Source organism: Oleiharenicola lentus (assembly GCF_051660365.1).
GTDB lineage: Bacteria > Verrucomicrobiota > Verrucomicrobiia > Opitutales > Opitutaceae > Lacunisphaera > Lacunisphaera lenta_A.
Genome location: NZ_JBOZXB010000002.1, coordinates 440,562 through 460,600, shown reverse-complemented (window position 1 = coordinate 460,600; position 20,039 = coordinate 440,562). Strand labels below are relative to the sequence as shown.

At 58.3% G+C, this 20,039-nt stretch carries 23 protein-coding genes and 1 tRNA gene; 20 read left to right on the top strand and 4 right to left on the bottom strand.

Features of this window, described 5'->3' with window-relative positions:
• Positions 1-75: 75 nt before the first annotated feature.
• The 20 genes from ACRRQW_RS16685 to ACRRQW_RS16590 all read left to right on the top strand — a co-directional run bounded on the left by ACRRQW_RS16685 (position 76) and on the right by ACRRQW_RS16590 (position 17,205).
• Positions 76-654 carry a hypothetical protein gene (locus tag ACRRQW_RS16685; protein WP_438482734.1) on the top strand — a complete coding sequence of 193 codons (579 nt, stop codon included), beginning with the start codon at positions 76-78 and terminating at the stop codon, positions 652-654.
• 9 nt (positions 655-663) lie between these two features.
• On the top strand, positions 664-999 hold the full coding sequence (locus ACRRQW_RS16680; RefSeq protein ID WP_438482733.1) for a hypothetical protein: 336 nt from the start codon (positions 664-666) through the stop codon (positions 997-999).
• The gene (locus tag ACRRQW_RS16675) at positions 999-1,289 is read left to right on the top strand and encodes a hypothetical protein (protein WP_438482732.1); all 291 of its coding nucleotides are present in this window, start codon (positions 999-1,001) and stop codon (positions 1,287-1,289) included. Before ACRRQW_RS16680 ends, ACRRQW_RS16675 begins: the two co-directional genes overlap by 1 nt.
• Positions 1,286-2,188: a hypothetical protein gene (locus tag ACRRQW_RS16670; protein ID WP_438482731.1), complete on the top strand. Its 903-nt coding sequence runs from the start codon at positions 1,286-1,288 to the stop codon at positions 2,186-2,188. Before ACRRQW_RS16675 ends, ACRRQW_RS16670 begins: the two co-directional genes overlap by 4 nt.
• A complete protein-coding gene (locus tag ACRRQW_RS16665) occupies positions 2,185-2,664 on the top strand; it encodes a hypothetical protein (RefSeq protein ID WP_438482730.1) in 480 nt (159 codons plus the stop codon). Before ACRRQW_RS16670 ends, ACRRQW_RS16665 begins: the two co-directional genes overlap by 4 nt.
• Positions 2,661-3,059 carry a hypothetical protein gene (locus tag ACRRQW_RS16660; protein WP_438482729.1) on the top strand — a complete coding sequence of 133 codons (399 nt, stop codon included), beginning with the start codon at positions 2,661-2,663 and terminating at the stop codon, positions 3,057-3,059. The genes ACRRQW_RS16665 and ACRRQW_RS16660 overlap by 4 nt, the downstream gene beginning before the upstream one ends.
• A 3-nt stretch (positions 3,060-3,062) precedes the next feature.
• Complete coding sequence (locus ACRRQW_RS16655) at positions 3,063-3,713, top strand: phage tail fiber protein (RefSeq protein WP_438482728.1); 651 nt, start codon at positions 3,063-3,065, stop codon at positions 3,711-3,713.
• Between the two features lie 4 nt (positions 3,714-3,717).
• Positions 3,718-4,155: a hypothetical protein gene (locus ACRRQW_RS16650; protein WP_438482727.1), complete on the top strand. Its 438-nt coding sequence runs from the start codon at positions 3,718-3,720 to the stop codon at positions 4,153-4,155.
• 4 nt (positions 4,156-4,159) lie between these two features.
• Entirely contained in the window at positions 4,160-5,845 is a 1,686-nt protein-coding gene (locus ACRRQW_RS16645) for a phage head spike fiber domain-containing protein (protein WP_438482726.1), read from the top strand.
• 3 nt (positions 5,846-5,848) lie between these two features.
• Positions 5,849-6,322 carry a hypothetical protein gene (locus tag ACRRQW_RS16640; RefSeq protein ID WP_438482725.1) on the top strand — a complete coding sequence of 158 codons (474 nt, stop codon included), beginning with the start codon at positions 5,849-5,851 and terminating at the stop codon, positions 6,320-6,322.
• Positions 6,319-6,807, top strand: a complete 489-nt coding sequence (locus ACRRQW_RS16635; RefSeq protein WP_438482724.1) for a hypothetical protein — start codon at positions 6,319-6,321, stop codon at positions 6,805-6,807. Before ACRRQW_RS16640 ends, ACRRQW_RS16635 begins: the two co-directional genes overlap by 4 nt.
• Before the next feature lie 54 nt (positions 6,808-6,861).
• Complete coding sequence (locus tag ACRRQW_RS16630; protein WP_438482723.1) at positions 6,862-7,407, top strand: hypothetical protein; 546 nt, start codon at positions 6,862-6,864, stop codon at positions 7,405-7,407.
• A 115-nt stretch (positions 7,408-7,522) separates the two neighbouring features.
• A complete protein-coding gene (locus ACRRQW_RS16625; RefSeq protein WP_438482722.1) occupies positions 7,523-7,939 on the top strand; it encodes a hypothetical protein in 417 nt (138 codons plus the stop codon).
• A gap of 11 nt (positions 7,940-7,950) precedes the next feature.
• Complete coding sequence (locus ACRRQW_RS16620) at positions 7,951-8,250, top strand: hypothetical protein (protein WP_438482721.1); 300 nt, start codon at positions 7,951-7,953, stop codon at positions 8,248-8,250.
• Between the two features lie 28 nt (positions 8,251-8,278).
• Positions 8,279-10,168, top strand: a complete 1,890-nt coding sequence (locus ACRRQW_RS16615; RefSeq protein WP_438482720.1) for a hypothetical protein — start codon at positions 8,279-8,281, stop codon at positions 10,166-10,168.
• 9 nt (positions 10,169-10,177) lie between these two features.
• Complete coding sequence (locus ACRRQW_RS16610) at positions 10,178-12,001, top strand: phage BR0599 family protein (protein WP_438482719.1); 1,824 nt, start codon at positions 10,178-10,180, stop codon at positions 11,999-12,001.
• Complete coding sequence (locus ACRRQW_RS16605) at positions 11,998-12,468, top strand: hypothetical protein (protein ID WP_438482718.1); 471 nt, start codon at positions 11,998-12,000, stop codon at positions 12,466-12,468. The genes ACRRQW_RS16610 and ACRRQW_RS16605 overlap by 4 nt, the downstream gene beginning before the upstream one ends.
• Positions 12,465-16,022 (top strand): tail fiber domain-containing protein, encoded by a 3,558-nt coding sequence (locus ACRRQW_RS16600; RefSeq protein WP_438482717.1) that lies wholly within the window; start codon positions 12,465-12,467, stop codon positions 16,020-16,022. The genes ACRRQW_RS16605 and ACRRQW_RS16600 overlap by 4 nt, the downstream gene beginning before the upstream one ends.
• A gap of 22 nt (positions 16,023-16,044) precedes the next feature.
• Positions 16,045-16,308, top strand: a complete 264-nt coding sequence (locus ACRRQW_RS16595; RefSeq protein ID WP_438482716.1) for a hypothetical protein — start codon at positions 16,045-16,047, stop codon at positions 16,306-16,308.
• Between the two features lie 24 nt (positions 16,309-16,332).
• Positions 16,333-17,205: a hypothetical protein gene (locus ACRRQW_RS16590; protein WP_438482715.1), complete on the top strand. Its 873-nt coding sequence runs from the start codon at positions 16,333-16,335 to the stop codon at positions 17,203-17,205.
• 273 nt (positions 17,206-17,478) lie between these two features.
• On the opposite strand, the gene ACRRQW_RS16585 is transcribed toward ACRRQW_RS16590, so the two are convergent.
• The 4 genes from ACRRQW_RS16585 to ACRRQW_RS16570 form a co-directional block, all read right to left on the bottom strand.
• Positions 17,479-17,552, bottom strand: a tRNA-Ser gene (locus ACRRQW_RS16585).
• A gap of 279 nt (positions 17,553-17,831) precedes the next feature.
• Positions 17,832-19,094 carry a Y-family DNA polymerase gene (locus ACRRQW_RS16580; protein ID WP_438482714.1) on the bottom strand — a complete coding sequence of 421 codons (1,263 nt, stop codon included), beginning with the start codon at positions 19,092-19,094 and terminating at the stop codon, positions 17,832-17,834.
• A 10-nt stretch (positions 19,095-19,104) separates the two neighbouring features.
• A complete protein-coding gene (gene umuD / locus ACRRQW_RS16575; RefSeq protein ID WP_438482713.1) occupies positions 19,105-19,530 on the bottom strand; it encodes a translesion error-prone DNA polymerase V autoproteolytic subunit in 426 nt (141 codons plus the stop codon).
• A gap of 92 nt (positions 19,531-19,622) precedes the next feature.
• Positions 19,623-20,036 (bottom strand): hypothetical protein, encoded by a 414-nt coding sequence (locus ACRRQW_RS16570; RefSeq protein WP_438482712.1) that lies wholly within the window; start codon positions 20,034-20,036, stop codon positions 19,623-19,625.
• Positions 20,037-20,039: the final 3 nt, after the last annotated feature.

Here is a 20,039-nt window from a genome sequence, read left to right as displayed (position 1 = left end):
TGTTTAACGGCGGCGGGTGCTCATGGCCCTCCGCCTTTTATTCACCCGAACTCCAAACCCTCAATTTCGTTCGTCATGCCCACGGAAGAAAACCAGCCAAAGCTTTCCAAAGCCGAGAAGGCCGCCGCTCACCTCGCTCAACTGCATCGCGATCGCGAATCGCTTTTCGACGCGCAAGCCAACCTCGGCCGTGTCCGTCGCCTTCACAAAGCTGCGCGTAAGGATCCCGCCGTGGCGGAAATCTTGGATCAAAACATCGCTCAAGGCGAAATCATCACGCAGTTGCGTGAATCACTCACCACCGGTGATGCCCGCAATCTGCAGCTTGTTGAAAAACTCGGCGCGGCTGATGCAACGATTACCGACCTCAATACGAAAGTTTCCGCCGCCAAAGGCGATCTCGCCGAACAGGCCAAGACCATCGAAGCCCTCAACGGTGTTATCGCTTCGCGCGATCAAGCGGCCGTCTCTTTGAAAGAAGAAGTCTCCCGCCTCGCCAAATCTCGGGATGAGGCAAACAGCAAGCTCGAGCAGTGCGCCCAAGTTTTGGACGAGAACGCTGCAAAAATCGCCGCGCTCGAAAGCAAGCTCGCGGCCGCAAGTGCTTCTGAGTCTGAATCCAAACCGGTGAAGTCTTCCACCAAGAAGACCTAACCTCGCGTCGTGTCCGGTTTCGATCATAGCGCGCTCGCTGCTCAGCTAGCGGCCAACATCGCTTATGTGGCGCCAACCAAATTTCGCTTTGGCGCCCTCTGCGATTTGCCAGCAACCAGCGAGTCGTTGGATCCAACCGAAACGGCATACGACAAACACAAGAGTAACAACGTTATCGTCCGTCTGACTTTTTCCCGCGCTTTGTTTGCCGGCAAACTTCCCGCCGTCAACCAGGCGTTCACCGATTCGGTCGGCCGCGTCTATCGCATTCACGGCGGTCCCGAGCGGCCGCAATCCGATCCCCTCGTCAGTTTTGTGTGCGGTTACGCCGCCGCCCTCCCCTAATGTTCCACCTCGTCACCACGTTCGCCCTTTATCTCGTCGCTCAAGCGAAGTCGCACCCGCTTGTGATCGCGGCAACTGGCGCGAGCAGCGGTCTCTTTACCTGGCTCGTGACATGGGGCGAACACCTGACACTCTTGTTCCGCGTCGTCGGCGGTTTCTTCGGATGCGCGCTGACAGTCCTCTGTTTTATTTTGGCGCTCCCGCGTGCCGTTCGCTTCTACCAACGTTGGCGCACGAAAGGCCTCGCCGGTGCCGACGGCACCGAGCCCCCGTTTCTCCCGCCGGCATGAGCACGTCCGCGATCGTCGTCGTTTCACCGCCGCTTATCCTCGAGCAACTCGGGTTCAACCTCGCTGCTTACGGTCGCGTTGCCGGTCTCACCGGCGAGCAAGTCCTGATCAAGAAAGGCGAAGATCTCGCCTATCGCGCGCCAGGCGGTAATAGCCTCGCCGCGCTTTTCCGTGCACGCGCACCGCACGCGCAAAAAATTACGGAGGCCGCCATTGCCCGCGGTTTCACCCTCGGGCGGCGAAACGGTAATCACAAAGACGGTATTACCGGCGTCGCGGCCGCGCGCGCGCAATCCATCATGGGCGGGTTTAAAAGCATCCTCGCCAACGTGAGTTTGTTTGAAGGCCGCTTGCAGATCCGCGGCGTGCGTGTCAGCACCGCGGGGCGTCGCATCGCCGGCGGCCGTCGCGGCACCGGTGGTTTCGCCGTGCCTGGCTCGCTCGCCACAAATGCCGAGCGCGAAATTCTTTTCCCTGGCGTGTATAAAGACACGGACAAGCGCATGAATTTCCGTGCGGTTTCCACCGTGTTTGAGATTAACCTCCGCGGCGCGGCCTCCGGTTTCATGTCGGCCGCCTGGCTCATGAAGCGAATCCGCCGGTTGAAAGACTCGCGCCGGATCGAGCTCGTGAATCCGCGAAGCCAAGTTGCGCCCTTGCTCTCGCGCGCCGCCCTCGAGGGTAGCGGCGAATCCGGCTCCGTCGCAGTGCGCCTTTCCAGTTTTGTTCCGGGCTCCCTGGAGGTGGGCAACCGGCGCGGCATTTTCGCGCACGCGCTGGCTGCCCTCTCCGCGGACATCGGTTCTTATCTCGCCCGCAAAGAATCCGAGGCGCTGAAAGCAACGTTGCGCAATGGCATGGAAGCCGGCCGCACAATCGCGGAGGCGATCAACGTATGAGCTTCGACACGATCCAGTCCGACGCCAAAGCCGCGCTCGCGAACTCCCCGCTCTTCGCCGGCCTCGAGGTCATGCTCGAGTTGGATCCGGCGGCAACTCCGGAGGAGTGGCAGGCGGCGGACGGCGTTTTCGAAAAGGCAATCCTCCGTCAGGGAATTGTCGTCATCATCAAGACGCCGCGCGCTCAACGTTTGGATCAGGTCAAGGGCGCCGGCCTTTCGCTGCGTTTGCTCTCCGCCGTGTGCATTTGCGAAGCGCCGAACATTAACCGCGCCGCATTCAATTCGGAGCATCCCGAGACTGTGCCGGCCAACCGCGTCGTTGCGCGCATGATTGAGCAAGCGATCGAGTATCTCCTCGGGGCGGGCTTCGAGTTTCCCGATCAACCCATCGGCCAACCCGATCCTGACGTTGACGGATTGGATCTGCATTACCTCGTTTTCGGCAAGCCGCGGAAACTCCTCGCTAAAACATGAGTGCGATTTCCGCCTATCTCGACCCGCTCGCGCTCCCGATTTATCAAGGGCGCGATCAATCTTTCGCTCTCGAAATTTCGCGGAGCGACATCGAAGCCGATGCGGGGCAGATCGACGGCATCGCGTTTTGCATGAAGCAACACGGCGCGATGCCGGACGCTGATGCCGTGATCCGCAAGAAGCTGGGCGCGGGCATCACGCTCCTCGCTGATTCCGATCCGGAGAAAGTCTTTTTTTGCGTCGATCTCACGGCCGCCGAAACGGCCGCGCTCTCCGTCTTAATCGCCTACCCTTGGGATGTTTCAATTTTGGACTCCGAGGGAAAGCTCCGCCCCGTCGACGGTCTCGCCGGAAAAACCGTTGTTCTCCCGCGCGTTGGTTACACGGCGGGCTAATATATGCTCCTCTCATATCGTCAGACCATTCTCGGGCTCGCACTCCGGACGGTTCCCGCGGGCTACACGCGTCCCGCGAGCGCGGACACGCTCAAGGTTTGCTTGTTCACCACGCTCCCCGCGGACGACGGCAGCGGCGGCGTTGAAGCTGCGGGGAGCGGTTACGCTTCCGTTATCGTTGCCGCGCTCGACGCGAATTTTTCCCTCGTTGGCGATCTCGTTGCGAACATCGCGGAGATTCAATTCCCCGTTCTCACCGGCGCACTTCCGGAAATCGTCGGCTGGGGCATTCGTGACAGTGGCAACGTGATCCGCTGGGCGCAACCGTGTGGCGACACGCCGCAAGCGTTCGTTGTCCAGGCATCGGTTGACACGCTCACCCGCGCCGCGCACGGCCTCACCGATGGCATGATGGCGCGCGTTTTCGCGTTGGATGGTCTGCCCATTCCCGCCGGCCTCGCGCTGAATACGACTTACTACGTCGTCAACTCCGCGGCCGGCACGCTAAAGCTTTCTGCCACCATCGGCGGCGCCGCGATCGACATCACGGCGGATGGCGCAGTGTTCCTTCGTCGTTGGTATGGCAAGGCCTACGCGATCGACGATCGCCCCATTATTCCCGCCGGCGGCCTCAAGTTCCGTCTCTCTGCTTAATCCCGTGCCGATCACCGGAAACATTCGCAAGCTCGAGGCCTACGCCGGCCGCATTCGTGCGCTCCTCGAGCGCCGCCGTCCGGCTCGCCTCCTTGCGGCCGCGCGGGCGATCGGCGCCGCCGTCGTGCTTCGCGTCCGCACGCTTTCGTCAGTCGCGCGCGTCACGGCTCGCGGATCGGTCACGCTCGAGCGTCAGCGCCTCGCAGCTCCCGCCGCGGTGGTTTCCGCGCGCGGAATGTTTGCCGGCGAACGCCGTCGCCTGAATTCACCTACCGCCGTGAGCACGTCGTCCGCCACCGCCGGCCTTCGCCGGCATCGCGTGAACCCCGTTGCCGCGCGCGCCACCACTTCCAGTTCCGTGCAGATGGTGCGCGGCATGTCCTTCGCCTCCGGCGCGCTGATGAACGGCGCGAATGGTCAAACGCTTTACTACGCCCGCTGATTCCATGAGCCGCCTCGACGAACAAACCCGCGTGAAGTTAGCCAAGCTTGGCTCTCTCCTCTACCTCGAACGCGATCCGGACTCCGGCGGCCGCGCGGACAACGCAATCTTGATCGAAAATCTCATCGCGCAATTCAATGCAAGTCGCGCGTTTGCGCAATGGCTCCAGAGCGATGGCACGACCACCAATCGCGCACAAATTCAAGGGCCATTCTCGGCCGGTCACCGCGGCTGGTTGGCTGGCGCACTTGTCGCGGAATGGCGGGGTTCAGTCCCCGTTTCTACCGCGAATCCGGCGGTAACCGCCAACATTTTTTTTCTCTCCTCTTCAACTGCGCCCGCACTCTCGATTGGGGATTCGTTACAAGTTCAATTCGACACAGCTGGCGCTTTGAGAATTCAAGCAAACGGCACCTCGAATTCATCCAACAATCGAACATTCACCTTCGCGGGGTTTCGCGCGGCACATTCCGGCGCGACTGTAATGGTCGAGATATTGCTGTTCAAGGGAACGGGAAATCCCGTGGTGCGTATTAACGGCGAAGATGTTTCGGCATCTTTCGTTGCTGCAACCGGCGGAACTCCTCCCGAGTGGTTGGACGCTAATCTAAATTCAGCTTATCACCTGACAGGCTTCAACTGGCCGGCCGGTGAGGCTCCTCTTGGGTGCTGGATGAATGCGCACCTTACCAGCGCTGAATCCCTCGCCTGGCTGGTTACGGGCCAGCCGCCTGCCTGGGTGCAATTGGGTGGTAGCCAAGCGAATCGCCTCCAATTCGGCAGCGAATTTGAAAACGCCTATTGGACGAAAATCGCAGCGTCGGTCTCAGCAAACGCGACGACTGCTCCCGACGCGACCAGCACTGCGGACTCTCTAATTGAGACTGCTACGACAGCACAGCACTATGCTCAGCTGACGAGCCTGCTGCCCCTATCGGCGGGAGGCATCTACGAATTTTCTTTCTATACGAAAACGAACGGTCGCTCCGTCTATTTTGAACTCGGTGGTTGCCGGTCGGCTTACGATTTTTCTCTCTCCGCACTCACGCCGGGCAACTCTTACGCCGCGTCATGGACGTTTATTTCATGCTCCGCAACAGACGTTGGTTCAGGCTGGTTCCAAATGCGCATTCGCGGCATCTGCAATACCGCCGGCACGCACAACGCGAAGATGCACACTTCGCCTAACGGCAACGCCTACGCGGGCCTTAGCTACGCTGGCGACGGCGTAAGCGGCATTTATCTGTGGGGCGCGTCACTCGTTCAGATTGGCGCGCTCTCCCTTCCTCGCGTGCAGTGCATACCGGTCCTCGATGACTGGACAGAAATCGGCGGCAACTCAGCGAGACTCGTCGGTATTCGCGGTGTGACCGATGACAAATGGTGGAGGATCATTACCGACACCGCGAGCAACGCAGCCGGAGGCCAAGCAATTCTCGGCGGTGATGTGCTCGACAGCGCAAAGGACGTCATCGACACAATCGAGCAAACGCCGTTGACCGGAATGCCGACGACCAGTCTCGGACATCTCACCGGCTCACTCGCAACCTACAAGGCGAGCGCCGCACTGGCAGCGGGGATCAACCCGATTACGCCGGTCACGCGTAAACCCGCGGGCAATCAGTTCTGGGCTTATCAATCTACGACCGACGTAGTGCGCAACACTTTCACCGGCCACCGCGCCGCATAACCAATGAGCGAAGGAAACTTATTTGATTCATTCCCGTGCTCCCTCGGCTTGGTCGTTGGTTTTTCCGGCACAAGCTACCTCATTGATTCGCCGTCACACGGCATCATCGGCATCCCGAGCGCGACTACGCCGAACGAAGCGAATGTTGAGAGCGATATCGCGAGCGCTCAACCGCCGCCACTGACCCCCGCGCAGATCTATGCGGCGCAACTAGCCGTTGGTTTTCTGGACGCTGACACCGGCGTTAAGCTCAAAACCACAGAGCGCGCGCGCAGCATGTTCACGAGCCAGGCCACGTTGATCCAGCTTGCGCTTGGCGTGCTGCCCTTGGAAGCCCGCGCTCCGTTCCTAGCCTCTCCTCAGCAAATTTGGGATTTCAACGACGAGGAGCAAACCCTCTCCACCGCCGATCTGATCGGTCTGCTCCTTCGCTACGGCCAACACTGGCAAACGCTCTTCAACCAATACGCCCCATGACAAAATTCCTCATCATCCTCGCCGTGCTCGGTCTCCTTGTTCTTTGCTCTGTCGCCGCGCGCTGGCATCGCAAGCTCGAGGCGGCGCTCCCCGAGCGTCACATGTTCAACTCGCAATCCGCGGCTTTCATGCACGCGGAGCAATACGCGCGGAACACGGGCGGCAAAATCCGTCCGATCTTGGGGACAGGTAGCATGGCGCCATACATTCCGGCCGCGCCCGCCGGCATGGATCCACGCAAGACGATCGTCGCCTTCGCCGTAGAGAAAACAAACGTTGGCTTTGGCGACGTTCGCACCGGCTCTCTGGTAATCTACGCCGCCGATTGGGCCAACGGCTCACTCACCATTCATCAGGCCGCATCGTCCGATTCCGAGGGCTGGATCATGACCGGCTTCGCCAATCCCAGTTACGAAAACCAAACGCGCGTCACGCTGCAAAATTTCGTCGGCCTTACCGATCGCGTTTTCACCTGGGACCAATAACCGCCGTTCGCCGGCAAACATTTCTCCAAACCGTAACTTCAACTCCTCCCTCCTATGTCTGAGACCGACCCAAAACACCTTATCATTGGCACTGCTTGGCTGAAGGGCCACGCGACAGTTCCTGGCGCAAATCCCGAAAAGCCCGCGAGCTACACGGCGATTGATTTCGGCGAACTGCCGGACTCAACGCTCAAGCTTGAGGCCGAGATCAAAGAGCAGTGGGGCTCCAAAGATGGCGAAATCGGTCTCGAAGATCTCCGCAGCGTGAAGAAAAAAATCACGCTGGAAACCCAGATCAAAAAACTCTCCCCCGAAATGCTCGCTCGCATGATGGGGTCTGCTTCGGGCACCGCTCCTAAACCAGGCAAGCCATTTGAATTCTACGGTTGGCTGGGCGTCCAAGCGGAAGGCGAGAAAATCGTTGCCGCTACCGGCGCGGGCATTCTCGTTTTGCATAGCTTCTACGCGAAGGCGACTCTCTCCGGTGATTTCAAACTCAACGGTGAAGACTTCACGGATGTTAAGCTCACGATGCAAGTGATGATGGCCGTTGCCCCTGGTCTGTGGACTGCCGGCGTTCGTCCAAACATTGCGGCTTAATCTTCGCGGCTCCTGCGAGCCGCTCCCGTTTGCGCGGACCCTGTGTGGATAGTGTCACCCGTCGCGTTGCCTGGCGTTTGTCCGCCGCTAGGCAACGCGACAATTTCTTTTCCTCATGTCTACAAAACTTTCTCCTGCGATTGTCGCGGCCGGTGGCGAAAAGCTCACCGTCATTCTCGAAAACGGCACTGAACAAGAAGTTCTCGTCCGTCTGCTCAAACTCGGAGAATACGCGCAGTATATGGCGCGCGTCGATCACGAGCTTAACCTTGCCGCTTATCTCACCGGAAATTCTGTGGAATGGGCGTCGAAACTCGCTGCGCAAAGCGTGATGGAAATCGTATCACTCGGACACGATCTAAATTTTACCGGCGCCTGTCTCTGGGCCACGCGACGGGCGAAACTGACGGAAGCGGCCCTACCGGTGCAAGCGGCACTGAAGAAGGCGGGGATCGTGGACTCGAGGATCTTGGAGAAAGAGATTCAGAAGATGACCTCCGAGCCCGCCTCGCCGCCGCCGTCGCCGGTGTGATCGGTAAGTCCATGACGTGGTGCTGGCACAACCTGACGTTGCCAGAGGCGGTCATGATCCTTGAAGAGCGCGCACGCGAAGATGCCGCGCGGGCTCTTTCGATTGTTTCCGGCATAGGTTTAAGCACGGCCGCGATCATGAGTAAATCGGCTGGCAAACTTTATGGCAAGTATCTCGAGGCGATGCAAAAACGCTCCTCGCCCTTCGCCAGTAAACCCAAACCGAAGCAATCCACGCGAGCGGATTTGATGAGCTTCATCGCTCTGACCGGAATCCCGTTTCAACAAGCGCCTGCTGAATTGGCGGGCTGATTCCTTGGTTACATTCGGACCATAATATATGGCCGATTCACGCGTAGACATTCTTCTGGCCCTCAAGTCGAAGATTGAGGGCGTCGACAAGGTCATCGACGTGCTTACAAAGGTCGGCAAAGCGAGTTTGATCGCAGGCGCGGCTTTCGCGGTGTTCGCGGCCAAGACTGCTATCTCGCAAAGCTCACAGTTCGTTGACGCCGCCACGCGCATCGAGACCACGGTTGAGGCAGTGCAAGTCCTGGGCCGCGCGGCCGAGGATGCCGGCGACAATCTGGGCGGCATGGAGAAACAACTTCTCCTCGTGAAGAAAAACACCGTGGAGGCGGCGCAAGGTAACTCGAAGCTTACGGATGCTTACGCCACGCTGCAGCTCAACGCCAAGGCGTTGACCGCGCTCCGGCCGGACCAGATCTACGAGCAAATCGCGTTCGCAGTCGTCAACGCGAAAAATCAACAATCCGCCTACAATGCGGCTGTTGACATCCTCGGAACCAAGCAAGCGCCGCGCCTCCTCGAAGTCCTGCAACGCCTCGGCCGTGTAGGCTACGCAGGATTACGCGATGAAATCCAACAGACTCACGGTCTGATTTCCGAAGAGACCGCGCGCACGCTCGAGGAGTCCGGTGATCGTCTGCAGCAATTGCAAAATCGCTTCGTAGTGTTTGCCGGCGAGACCGTCGCCAAACTCGCGCCATTGATCACAGCGCTCGAGACCGTCGCGCGTTGGGCGATGGGAATGATTCAAGGCATTCAGGATCTCACTGAATACGCCGGTGCATCGGCCGCCAACGCCTGGGCGCTCGTCTCGGGCATGCCGCTGATCGACCTCACGCAAAAGGATCCGCCAAAGCCAACGTCTCCCGCGCCAGTAATTCCGTCCGGTCCCGACGATGCCGCCAAGCGCGACATGGCCCTGCGCTCGTTGCAATTCGAGCTCACGAATCGTCGCGCGGAATTGGCGCAATTGGACGCTGATTACACGCGCACGGATTTCCAAAAGCGTGACGAAAAACTTCTCCTCATGCGTGAGGAGCTTCGCGTCCTGGAAGAAATCAATGCGGCTAAACTCAAAGAGGAAGGCCCTATCGGACTCAACGACGCCGGCGGCCGTCGCAGCGATATTTCTCCCGAGGATCTCAAAACACTCAACGAGCAGAACAAGCGCCAGGGGGAAATTGACCAACTCAAAAGCAGTCTCCTCGAGATTCGTCTGCAGTTTTTCGACATCCAGCAAACTTTGCAGAACGGCATTGGTGGCGCGATTCAAGGCCTCCTCACCGGAACTATGTCCTGGGGCGACGCCTTCCGTTATGTCGGTTCAACGATGGTTACAGGTGTCATTAACGCGTTCGCGAACATGGCCTCCGAATTCATCGCCCGCCGGACGCTCATGTTCCTTTTTGGCCGCAAACTCGACGCCGCCGAAGTTGCGGCCGGCGCCGCTAAGAATACTGCACTAACCGCGCAGACGGTCGCCAAGGCCAGCGTCGAAACCGTCGCACTCACCCCGCCGGCAACGCTCGCCTCAATCTCGAGCTTTGGTCTCGCGGCCGCGCTGGGTGTTGCGGCGCTTGCGGCCGTGCTCGCCTTCCGCGAAAAAGGCGGTCCCGTCACGGCCGGCCGGCCTTACATCGTCGGCGAAAAACGTCCAGAGCTCTTCGTTCCGAGTGTCAGCGGCACGATTCTTCCGAGTGTGCCTGACATGGTTACGGCTTCGCGATCGGCCGCGCCGGCGGCATCGTCCAGCGGAGGTTCTAGCGGCGCGAAAGGTCGCGACAAAGAAGGGAGCCGTGTAAACGTCGCATATTTTAACGACGAGTCGCGCGCGATGGATTGGCTCAGCAAGCAGTCCGGTCGCAAGACGCTATTTCGCCGCCTCAATCGCGATCGCGAGGAGTTGGGTGTCGAGGGCTGATTTATGGCGATGTTTCACCGCACAGTTTTTCTTGGTCACGATCTCATTGTGTTTCTCCCTGGCCCCAACTGGGAAGAGTCAGTCGAGGTAACGCACCGTATTACTTCCACGGTCGAAACCGGCCTGACGTATCGCGAGAACCGATTTCCGCGCCATTCGTTTATCCGGCACGAACAAGCGGCCGCCTGGCGCATTTACGGATCTATTGCGCAGGAACTCGAAGTTTCGCTGATCGAACTCGGCGCGCCGTCCGTTGGCGATCGCGTCTATGTCGGGCTGCCAATGTTTGCCGACAAACTCTCGCGCGCCGCTTGGGGTAGCCGGATCTATCATGCGGAGTGGGTGCTTAACTACGATGAAACCGGCTGTTCCATCATTGCGGCGAATGCGGTTCCGGAAGTTCCAGCGCGCCGCTGGCTCGCCCCTTTGCTCGTCGGGCGTCTGGCGCAACGTCCGGATCTCGACGCCATCACGGACAACGCGGTCGAATACACGCTGCAATTAGTGGAACGTTCTCCGTGGGATTTTCGCATTGCTCCGGTCGAGGCCGCGGTAGGCCCTGATTGGCCCTCATCACTGAAACCGAATTGGCTAAACTCGCCTCGTAGTGGCACGGAAGATTTGACGATTGTTGACGACGTGGGCGACGGCCGAGTTGAAGCGCTCGACAACCAGGAGGGCATTGTCCGCCGCACACAGCGTTTCTCAATCTCGCTTAAGTCGCGCGACGAAATCCGCCTGCTTCTCAATTTCTTTCTGGCTCGCAAGGGTCGCGTCGAATCTTTTGCCGCGCCGTGGTTTCATCGTCCTGGCTCGGCTGGGCCGGAGACGCCGCACGTTACGCAGGCGCGATTCACGCAAGATGAGCTCACGCTCCGCTTTGTCACGGATGGTTACGCGGAGGCCGAAATCGAATTCACGCAAGTTCCGTGGGAGGAGGACGGCGTTGCCGGCGAGGAGCCTGTTCAGAAACCTGACGTGTATTTCTATCGCTTCTGGCAGGATGTGCCAGGCGGTCCGATCGTCTGGCGCTTCACGAATTGGGAGCACGATCTTACGCGGACGGAAAACGAGGCGCCGGTCGCTTACCTCGGCGACACAAAGGCGTTCTTTAAACACGACCAGGTTGATCAAACGATCGACTTCAGCGACAACCCAACGACGCTCTCCTCTTGGATGTTTGACGGCAATCCGCTCATGCTCGCTGTTAAACGTGAGCTCGAGGCCCCGTTAAACATAGAAATTCGCCACGGCACGCCCGATGCCCCGAACGACGCGAAACTAATTTACGTCGGCAAGATCGGTAGAGTGAAGGATGTCGGCCGACAACTGCGCGCGGAAACGATCGTGCTTGGCGGCAAACAAGACGCGAAAATTCCCGCGAAGCCATACGGCCCGAACTGCAAACACGATTTCTGTCGCGCGGGCTGCAATCTGAATCCCGCTAACTGGACTTTCGAAGGCTTTTTCTCGTCGCAAACCGGCATGTCTGTGACGGTCGCAGTTGGCTCTAATCCGCCGGGCGCTGGGCTCGAGGATGATTGGTTTGCCGGCGGCTGGATTAAGCATGGCGCGGGAGCGAACTACGAGATCCGCCAGATTGTGCGAAGCGAAAACCTGGGCGGCGGCAATCAGCGTTTCCGATTGCGCCGGCCTTTCCGTCATTTCGCCGTGAGCGAGACCGTGACGTTTAGGCCGCATTGCCGCGGCACGCCAACGGAGTGTCACGAAAAGTATAACAACCGTTTGCGCTTCGGCGCGCATCCGCGCATCGGGCCAAAAAATCTCTCGCTGCCAACGCGCGACATCGAAACCCCCACCGGAAAAAAATGAAACCTTGGTTTAGACTTCCCGAAAGACAGGACGCGCTTGACGCGGCCGCACGCCGTTGGAAGGGCACGCCTTGGCGCGCCAACAATGCGAGCCTTGGCGAAGGCGTCGGCTGCGTGGAGTTGCAACATGAGCTCTGGGTTGAACTCGGCGCGATCCCTCGTCTCACGTTGCCGCGCTACGAAATTGATCACGGGCATCACGCTACGGATCCGCAACTCCTCTCTTTTTTGCAGAACGCCGAACCGTTGCGCGGTCTCCTCGTCTTCGTGCCGATCAACGGCAAGCTCATGCCCGGAGATTTGATCGGACTCAACAGCGGCCGCACGGATCACCATGCCGCGCAGGTGATCAAGTGGGATAAGGTTGTCCATGCCGTCGAAGATCACGGCGTCATCATTCACGGAATTTCTGAAGAGAAATTCCTCCAACGCGCGCTCTACGCGCTTCGTCTTTTCGAAATCACATGAGTTTCGGTCGAGCCAACGTTCCGAGTAAAGCGCCCAAGGTTGCCAACATCGACGCGTCCGACATGGCGTCTAATGAAACCGGCGTGCCCGTCGCGTTCTGGCGCGGCCCTGGCTATTCAGCGCTCACGTGGATCGTGCCGACAATCTACAATCCGGACGATGTTCCGATCTACGGCGAGAAACAGGGCAAAGGCGGCTCTAAGATTTCAGGCTACGAATACTATGGCGACGTCGCGGGCGTTGCTGCGGTTGGCTTACTCGCGAAACTGACGAAAATCGAAATCGACGATGAGCCCGTCTGGACAGGTGAGATTACTCGCCCCGACGATCCAGATCACCCCGACTACTGGCGCGTTGAAGTCGTCACGGCAGCCGGAACGTTTTACGTGTATTGGGGCCGAGCCGAGCAACCCGAGGACGATATTCTCCTTGGGCCAATTCGCGAATTGGATCCGACACAGTGGCATCCTGGCTACGACAACGAAATCCTTGTCGTGGTTCGTCGCATGCGCCTTACGAGCTCACGCTCCGCCGGTAACGTCGTGATTTACGGGCATTGCGAAAGCCTAATCGGCTTCGGGGACTTCTCGCCGCAACTGAGCGCTCAGGGCGAGAGCATGGTGGCAATCATCCTCGAGCTCCTCACGAATCCGATTTTTGGCGTTGGTTTGCCGCCTTCGCTCTTCGATGCCGAGGAGTGGGAGCAACTTTCCGCCGCGGTGGTTTCGCGAGTGGGATGTCACGCGCCTTTCCTGAATCGTTTAGAGAATGCCCGCAGCGTCGTGAAAGCGTTGCTCGAGTATTTTGACGGCTGGATCCGTTTTGAGAATGGTCGCTTGCGCGCCGGCTTCTATCCGCACGATGGCGAAATTCCGGAAGGCCTCACGATGCTGACGGTTCACGACTTCACCGAACGTCCCTCCGGTGAATCCGAACCGCCGTCCGCTACGGTCAATAAAGTCGTCGTGATGTATCGTGACGCCCTCGACAATTTCAAACGCAAGCCCTCGCACGGCTCCGCGTCTGACAGCATCGAATCGCAAAATGCGGTGGATCCGCGCATATTGGAAGCGCCCGCAATCATTGATTCCGAACAAGCTGCGGTCTTCGTAGCGGAAGCCGCCGCCACGGCCGCAGAGGGTATTTGGCAGCGCGAAGGCAAAGTTCGTCGCCCGCGCGCCGTTTGGGCAAATGGCGATCGCTTGCAAGCCGGCGACAATTTCCAGGTCGATTTGCCCGGGCCAGCGGTCAACCAAATTTGCCGCATAACCCGCCGCGTCGATCGGTATCTCGGTTCACCTTCTTTCGAATACACCGCAGAGCGCGGCGTCTTCCCTACTCCGCAAACGCCGCCGGCACCGCCCCGTCCGACGCAGCCCAAGACATTGCCGACGCCGATCACGGCCGCGCGGATCTGGGAAATCACCCCCGAACTCGCGGATTCCCCCATCGGTTTGCCGGTGGTAATTCTAGCGAAGCGGCCGCCGTCGATCTTCGAGGGAGGCATTTTCGCCGGAGCAACCGTGAACCGTTTCCGTGCCTGGTTCTCAACGACCGGCTCGAATTATGGATCGCTCGGCTTGGTGCATGAGTGGGCCACGCGCGCGACTTTGATTGACGGTTTGGCGGCAAACAATTTCGACGCGACAATTCAAATCGAGATCGACGGGGACGATCTCGACCGCGCGCGTTACGTGCAGCAAACGGCCGACGAGCAAATCAACGACGAGCTCCTCCTCCTCATCGGGAATGAAGTCTTTTCCGTGGGATCCATCACGGTGGACGGCCTCAACTACACATTGGGATGCAAACGCGCGCGACAAGGCAGCCTCCCCGCTTCGCATGATACTGGCGACGAGGTGTGGCTCGTTTATCGCGACGAGCTCACGGTGCATCGTCATCGCCGCTTCGTAGAGGACACCTCCGCATATTTCAAACTGCAACCGCTCACACGTGGCGCTCAACTCGAGCTAAGCGAGGTCGACGCGATCAACTACAGTTTTCGCGATCGCGGACCGGAAGCTCCGGTTATCACGATTGATCCGCTCGTTGGCTCGTTGCGCACCGGCATTCCGTATAACATCAGCGGTCAAATCAGCGACGTTAATGGCGATCTCACGACTTACGAGATCGCGGCAACGCGATACACCGGCGTTGGCGGCGATGTGCTCGCGGAGTTTTCTTTGAAGAGCGCGGAGTTCTCGCCGGACGATCGCGCGCTCTTCTCCTTCAAGGTCCCGTTCATGTTTCCTGAAGCCGGCGTGTGGCGGATCCGCGTCAAAGCCTACGACGCAACGGAAGCTTTCACGATCGAGGAAACGGCCGAGCTCATCGTTGAACAATCGCAGACGATCGACGATCTCGCCGGCCTGATTGACGAAGTGAACATTTTCCTCGCGCAATTGGAAGATGAGGCCGAGGAGCTCGCGGAAAATCTTCAGCAAGAAATCATCGACCGCGGAAACGCGATCACCTCCGAAGCCGCGGACCGTGCCGACGCTGACAGCGCTCTTAGCACGAGCATAGACGCCGTGCTCGCGAGCCTGGATGACGAGATCGCGCTCGCCGCCACTCGTTACACCGCGCTCGTTGACGCTGACTCCGCCCTCGCCACGCAAATTGATACGGCATTCGCTGCAATCGACGACAACACGGCCGCGATCTCGACGGTGAACACCGCGCTCGTTGACGAGACGACCACGCGCGCCTCGCAAGTCCTCGACTTGCAGGCCGTCCAAGACGATCTGCAAAGCTCCGTCGACGTCATCACGGCCGCCTACCTCGTTGACGGAGTAGCAATCGCAACCTGGGGTGTGCAATTCGACGTCAACGGTCATGCCGTGGGCCTGCAGGCAATCGCCGCAAGCGGCGGCTCTCAATCGACCGTTGGTGCGCTGATTCTGGACGGCCTGGACATTCAGACGGCCGATTTCGTAAGCGGCGTTTCCGGCTGGCGCATTCCGACTTCGGGTTCTCCGGAATTCAATCATGGTTATTGGCGCGGCGGCCTTCAAATCGACTCAAACGGCAGTTGGGTTCCTGGCTATGCCGGAAACACCGACACCGGGTTTGCGGTAGAACCTACCACTACGTCTTGCTTTATTAGTCGCGACGGAAATTTCGCTCTCTCGCTCAACCGCAATTCCACGGACGGCCCCGCCGCAATCTTCCACCGCCAGGGCACGCAGGTTGGGCAGATCAGTGTGTCTGGATCTTCGACCTCTTACGTTACCTCCTCGGACGCGCGGCGCAAAACCGATTTGGGCGAGTTCAACCTCGAGGATGTTGCGGCCCCGTTGTTCGAAATCCCGCTCCGCAAATATCGTTGGCAAGCGTGGGAGGGAGATTTCGAAAACGAATCTCGCTTTGCCTATGGCGTGTTCGCGCAGGAAGTCGCGGAGATCTGCCCGTGGTTGGCGCATTACAACGCCGGCGAAGACACGTGGGGCGTAGATTGGACATCCCTTTCGCCCAACATCGTTGCCGCGCTGCAACTGCATCACGCGGATCTCAGCGCGTTGCGTGACCGCATTCAGGCCCTCGAGGGCGCCTAACTTTTCAACCTCCCAAAAACCTATGAATAAAATCGTCATCCATGTGTTCTGTAAATCTGCCGGCAGCACTTCGCCCAAGCCTGGCACTGTGCTCAATGTCGCGAAACTAAACCACGTCACCGAAGGCGAAGCGGCTAAGCCAGGAAACGACGCCGCATTCAAAGACGGCAAGCCGGCGGTCTCCCCGTCGATTGATCCCATCATGTTGGCCAATCTTAGCGACGAGGCTCTTGACCTCTTCAAAGGCGGCAAAACCTACAAACTCACGATTGAGCCCGTCAACTAACGCCCGTTCGCCGGTAAACATTTTATGATTACTCAAAGAAAAACCCGTGCCGCCATAGATGGTGGCGTGCTCATCGCGATCGGCATCGTGCTGGTTGCTGGCTGGCTCTTTGGCCCGTCCCTGTCTCAACGCCGGAAAACGCGCGAGGTGGATAAGCTCGAGCAAAAGCTCGAAGCGAAAAAATCCGAAACAACCGCGCAAGATTCCAAGCAACTCGAGGTCGCGCATCAACTGATCGCCGGCACGAATGAGGCACTCTCCCGGGTGCCGGCCGAACATCGCACGCCCGAGGTCGCGCTCGGAGCCGAGCTCGCGGAAAAGGCGGAGTCAGCGCTCGCCGCCGGCCGCAACACGGATCTCGCGCCGGCGTTGCGCGCGGCGATCAAAGAAACGGTCACCCTCGCCCTCTCGCCAGTGCTCGAAGAAAACAAACGTGGCCGCGAGCGCATCGCAGATCTCGAAAAAGGGCTCAACGCTTCCGTCGATCGCGAAACTCAATTGCGCGGCGAGATCGCAACCCTCACCGGAAAACTCAACGTTGCCACCGGTGAAGCGATGGCGCTCGCCGCGACGGTTGACGCTTGGGGCTTCTATGCGAAATGGGGCTTCCTCGCGTTCGTCGTCATTGCCTGGGTGCTGCCAACGGCCGCAAAATTCTTTCCCGCCCTAGAGCCGTTGTCACGCGGCGGGCAATGGCTGATCAGCCAGGCTGGCGGCGCCGCCATGAATACCCTCAACGCGACGGTGCGCGGAATTGAGCGAGTGCGCACGCGGTTAAAACAAAGCGACGTCCCCGAGGCCTTGCGCAATGCAATCGACGCGGAGCTCAAAGAGGAAATTTACGACGCGCACGATTCGCGCGTGCAGCAGATCCGCAAAGCCGAGGGCCTAGCCTAAAGCGAAATTATCATCAGAAAGTGCAACCGAGAACCGAGATGGTTTTGTAAGTGAAAAAGACACCAATTTTGCACTTCGAATTTGCCCTGTTTTCTTTTGTTTTCTTTTGCTTTTCGAAAAAATCAGGGCGCTTTGTAAAAACTGATGTTTAAAATCAATGACTTACAAATTTGTTTTGTAAAAATTGATGCTTGCTCGGTAAGCAATAGTTAAACAATTTTAGCGGTATCAAATCGAAGCCAATTGGCTAACCAAGTTTGATACTCGGCAGATTACCTCTGCTGGGATTCGAACCCAGAGCTCCCAGTTTAGCAGACCGGCGCTTTATCCAATTAAGCTACAGAGGCGATTTACAAGTCTCAGTCGTTCTACCGACTGAGACTTTGCATTTGTATAGTCCTACTTTTCGGCCAGTTCGTCTAGTTATTTCTGGGTATTTTTTGCCCAGTTTTAAACTAGTGATAAAGAAGTGTTTACGTATTATGATTTACGCTTTTTAACACGTAATCCCTTAATAATGGTTTCCCGAAATATTGAATTATTTGTAAACAACAAATGTAAAATGTGATTCTTTTTAGTATAATCTGTTCATTTTTAAGAGTTTGCACTACTCAATGCAATTTACACTAGCAGCTTACGATCGGAAGCTCGGTCCAACGCGTAGTGTAACGCGGTGAACACATGCCGCGCTTCATTGACCAGGGCGGCGCAATGCCGGCGGTTGCGATCTGCACCGCGCCTCGGCCAAAGGTTTTGTTCACGGCGTCGAGTGCCGCCATTGCGCGCCGCGCCTTCGCAAGTTTTTCCGGCTCCGGTGTTGAGAATGCGCTTTGGATCTCCGCACTAGCATGGAGATCAAGCAGCATGACACCGCATTTTTTGTAGCGGTAGCCGGTCCGCCAAATAACCTCGAGCGCGTTGCAAGCCGCGCGCGCGAGCTCGGGCGTCGAATTGGTCGCCGTGTCCAGGGTGTAGCCGGCGGAGTTGAAGTATTGCGGAGCGTTCGGCACGAAGGGATTGGTTTCAATAAACGTCCGCACGTGCGCGCAAACGCTGTCGTCCTTGCGGAGCTTTTCAGCGGCTCGGCTCGCGTAAGCTGCGACGGCCTCGAGCATCTCCGCTTTGTCGGTGATCGCACGGCCGAACGACCGCGAGGAAATGATATTTTTCTTCGCGGGGATCACATCTTCGATTGCGAGACAGGAAATTCCGCGCAACTCGTAAACGATCCGTTGTCCTACGATCGTCAGGACTGTTTTCGCCACCTCGGGCTCAAGCTGCATAAGATCAAAAGCGGTGTGGACATTGTTTGCCGCCAAACGCGCGGACAACTGTCGGCCGATGCCCCAGAGATCACCGGTCGCAAATGTCTTGAGAAGCTCGTCCTTTTCATCGCCGGCGGGCATCACGAACACGCCGCGCAGCTCCGGCCGCCGTTTCGAGATCTTGTTTGCGAGTTTCGACAATACTTTCGTCGGGGCAACGCCAACGCTCACCGGAACGCCCGTATGTTTGCGCACGGTAGCTCGAATCTTCTCCGCGAGCGGTTGCCACTCCGGACCAGGCGAGAAGCGCAAAAACGATTCGTCGATTGAGTAGTTTTCAATTTCCTCCGCAAAGGGTGTCAGCGTGTGCAACACGCGCGCGGAGAGATCGCCGTAAAGCGTGTAGTTGCTCGAGAACACCGCGACGCCTTCGCGCTGAAGCTTCTCACGGGCGAGGTGATACGGATCGCCCATTTCATACCCGAGCACCTTCGCCTCCGCGCTCCTGGCGATTACGCAGCCGTCGTTATTAGAGAGGACGACGATCGGCTTGCCCTTCAGATCGGGGCGAAACACGCGTTCGCAGGACGCGTAAAAATTATTACAGTCAACGAGGGCGAACATGGCGCGGTTCTCATCGGTGCGAATTAATCGAATAAAGCACGACGCCGAAAATCGAGTCCTCGTCGCAAAGCTTTATCGGCTTATAACTCCCGCTTGCCGCCTCGAGCCAATAGACGCCGTCACGCTTGCGGAGATACTTAACCGTGTTACGCCCCTCCACCGTCGCAATTACCGTGTCGCCGTCCTTCGCAGTCGCGGAGCAATCCACGATGAGGAGCGCGTTGTCACGAATGCCGGCCGCGAACATGGACTCGCCACGCGCGTAAACAAGGTAGGTTGCCGCGGGATGCCGGATCAGGTGCTCGTTTAGGTCGAGCGTGCCGTCGAGGTAGTCGTCCGCAGGCGAAGGAAAGCCCGCCGGCACCGCGGCCGCCACGAGCGGAAGCGCGAGCTTACGGCCTTCGAGTGCAACGGGATTGATGGCGGTGACTAGCACGTGTTCAGTTGAACACTAATGCCCCTCACCCCGCGCAAGTCTTAAAAACTCCGCGCTTCAATTTCTTCGCCGGATTTTTTGTTGACGCCAACTTAGCCTTTAAAGGTCGGTCTTGGGTCGTCATCCAGCCGTTTCAATGGCCAAACTGTGGGTTGCACATCACCTGGCGCATTGAGCTTTTTGCCCCATCCGTCGATCACGATGCCCTCAAACTTCCTGATCGTGTCCCACTTTATTATTCCGCGATACACGCCCGTGACGAGATCATGTTCGGTTCCTGGAGGAAGACGTTTGATTCCCGCGCGAATTAGCGGCGCGCCCCAGAATACGTTCTCCTCCCAACCGACAAGCGCGTAAGGCGTGCCCTCTATCTCTACGACATCCCCTGACGTCCCGAACGGTTCATCGGGCGGCGCCTTCAACGAAATGCAGTTCGCATTAAATGGAACCGGACTACGCCAGTGCTCATAAGTTAAGAATAACTTGTCGGACGTTCTAAATTCCATCGG

Coding starts and splice junctions, on each gene's coding strand:
- ACRRQW_RS16640 (WP_438482725.1), top strand. CDS start 5,849: ATGAGCGAAGGAAACTTATTTGATTCATTCCCGTGCTCCCTCGGCTTG.
- ACRRQW_RS16630 (WP_438482723.1), top strand. CDS start 6,862: ATGTCTGAGACCGACCCAAAACACCTTATCATTGGCACTGCTTGGCTG.
- ACRRQW_RS16615 (WP_438482720.1), top strand. CDS start 8,279: ATGGCCGATTCACGCGTAGACATTCTTCTGGCCCTCAAGTCGAAGATT.
- ACRRQW_RS16625 (WP_438482722.1), top strand. CDS start 7,523: ATGTCTACAAAACTTTCTCCTGCGATTGTCGCGGCCGGTGGCGAAAAG.
- ACRRQW_RS16660 (WP_438482729.1), top strand. CDS start 2,661: ATGAGTGCGATTTCCGCCTATCTCGACCCGCTCGCGCTCCCGATTTAT.
- ACRRQW_RS16595 (WP_438482716.1), top strand. CDS start 16,045: ATGAATAAAATCGTCATCCATGTGTTCTGTAAATCTGCCGGCAGCACT.
- ACRRQW_RS16610 (WP_438482719.1), top strand. CDS start 10,178: ATGTTTCACCGCACAGTTTTTCTTGGTCACGATCTCATTGTGTTTCTC.
- ACRRQW_RS16620 (WP_438482721.1), top strand. CDS start 7,951: ATGACGTGGTGCTGGCACAACCTGACGTTGCCAGAGGCGGTCATGATC.
- ACRRQW_RS16580 (WP_438482714.1), bottom strand. CDS start 19,094: ATGTTCGCCCTCGTTGACTGTAATAATTTTTACGCGTCCTGCGAACGC.
- ACRRQW_RS16670 (WP_438482731.1), top strand. CDS start 1,286: ATGAGCACGTCCGCGATCGTCGTCGTTTCACCGCCGCTTATCCTCGAG.
- ACRRQW_RS16635 (WP_438482724.1), top strand. CDS start 6,319: ATGACAAAATTCCTCATCATCCTCGCCGTGCTCGGTCTCCTTGTTCTT.
- ACRRQW_RS16590 (WP_438482715.1), top strand. CDS start 16,333: ATGATTACTCAAAGAAAAACCCGTGCCGCCATAGATGGTGGCGTGCTC.
- ACRRQW_RS16570 (WP_438482712.1), bottom strand. CDS start 20,036: ATGGAATTTAGAACGTCCGACAAGTTATTCTTAACTTATGAGCACTGG.
- ACRRQW_RS16675 (WP_438482732.1), top strand. CDS start 999: ATGTTCCACCTCGTCACCACGTTCGCCCTTTATCTCGTCGCTCAAGCG.
- ACRRQW_RS16645 (WP_438482726.1), top strand. CDS start 4,160: ATGAGCCGCCTCGACGAACAAACCCGCGTGAAGTTAGCCAAGCTTGGC.
- ACRRQW_RS16655 (WP_438482728.1), top strand. CDS start 3,063: ATGCTCCTCTCATATCGTCAGACCATTCTCGGGCTCGCACTCCGGACG.
- ACRRQW_RS16605 (WP_438482718.1), top strand. CDS start 11,998: ATGAAACCTTGGTTTAGACTTCCCGAAAGACAGGACGCGCTTGACGCG.
- ACRRQW_RS16600 (WP_438482717.1), top strand. CDS start 12,465: ATGAGTTTCGGTCGAGCCAACGTTCCGAGTAAAGCGCCCAAGGTTGCC.
- ACRRQW_RS16665 (WP_438482730.1), top strand. CDS start 2,185: ATGAGCTTCGACACGATCCAGTCCGACGCCAAAGCCGCGCTCGCGAAC.
- ACRRQW_RS16685 (WP_438482734.1), top strand. CDS start 76: ATGCCCACGGAAGAAAACCAGCCAAAGCTTTCCAAAGCCGAGAAGGCC.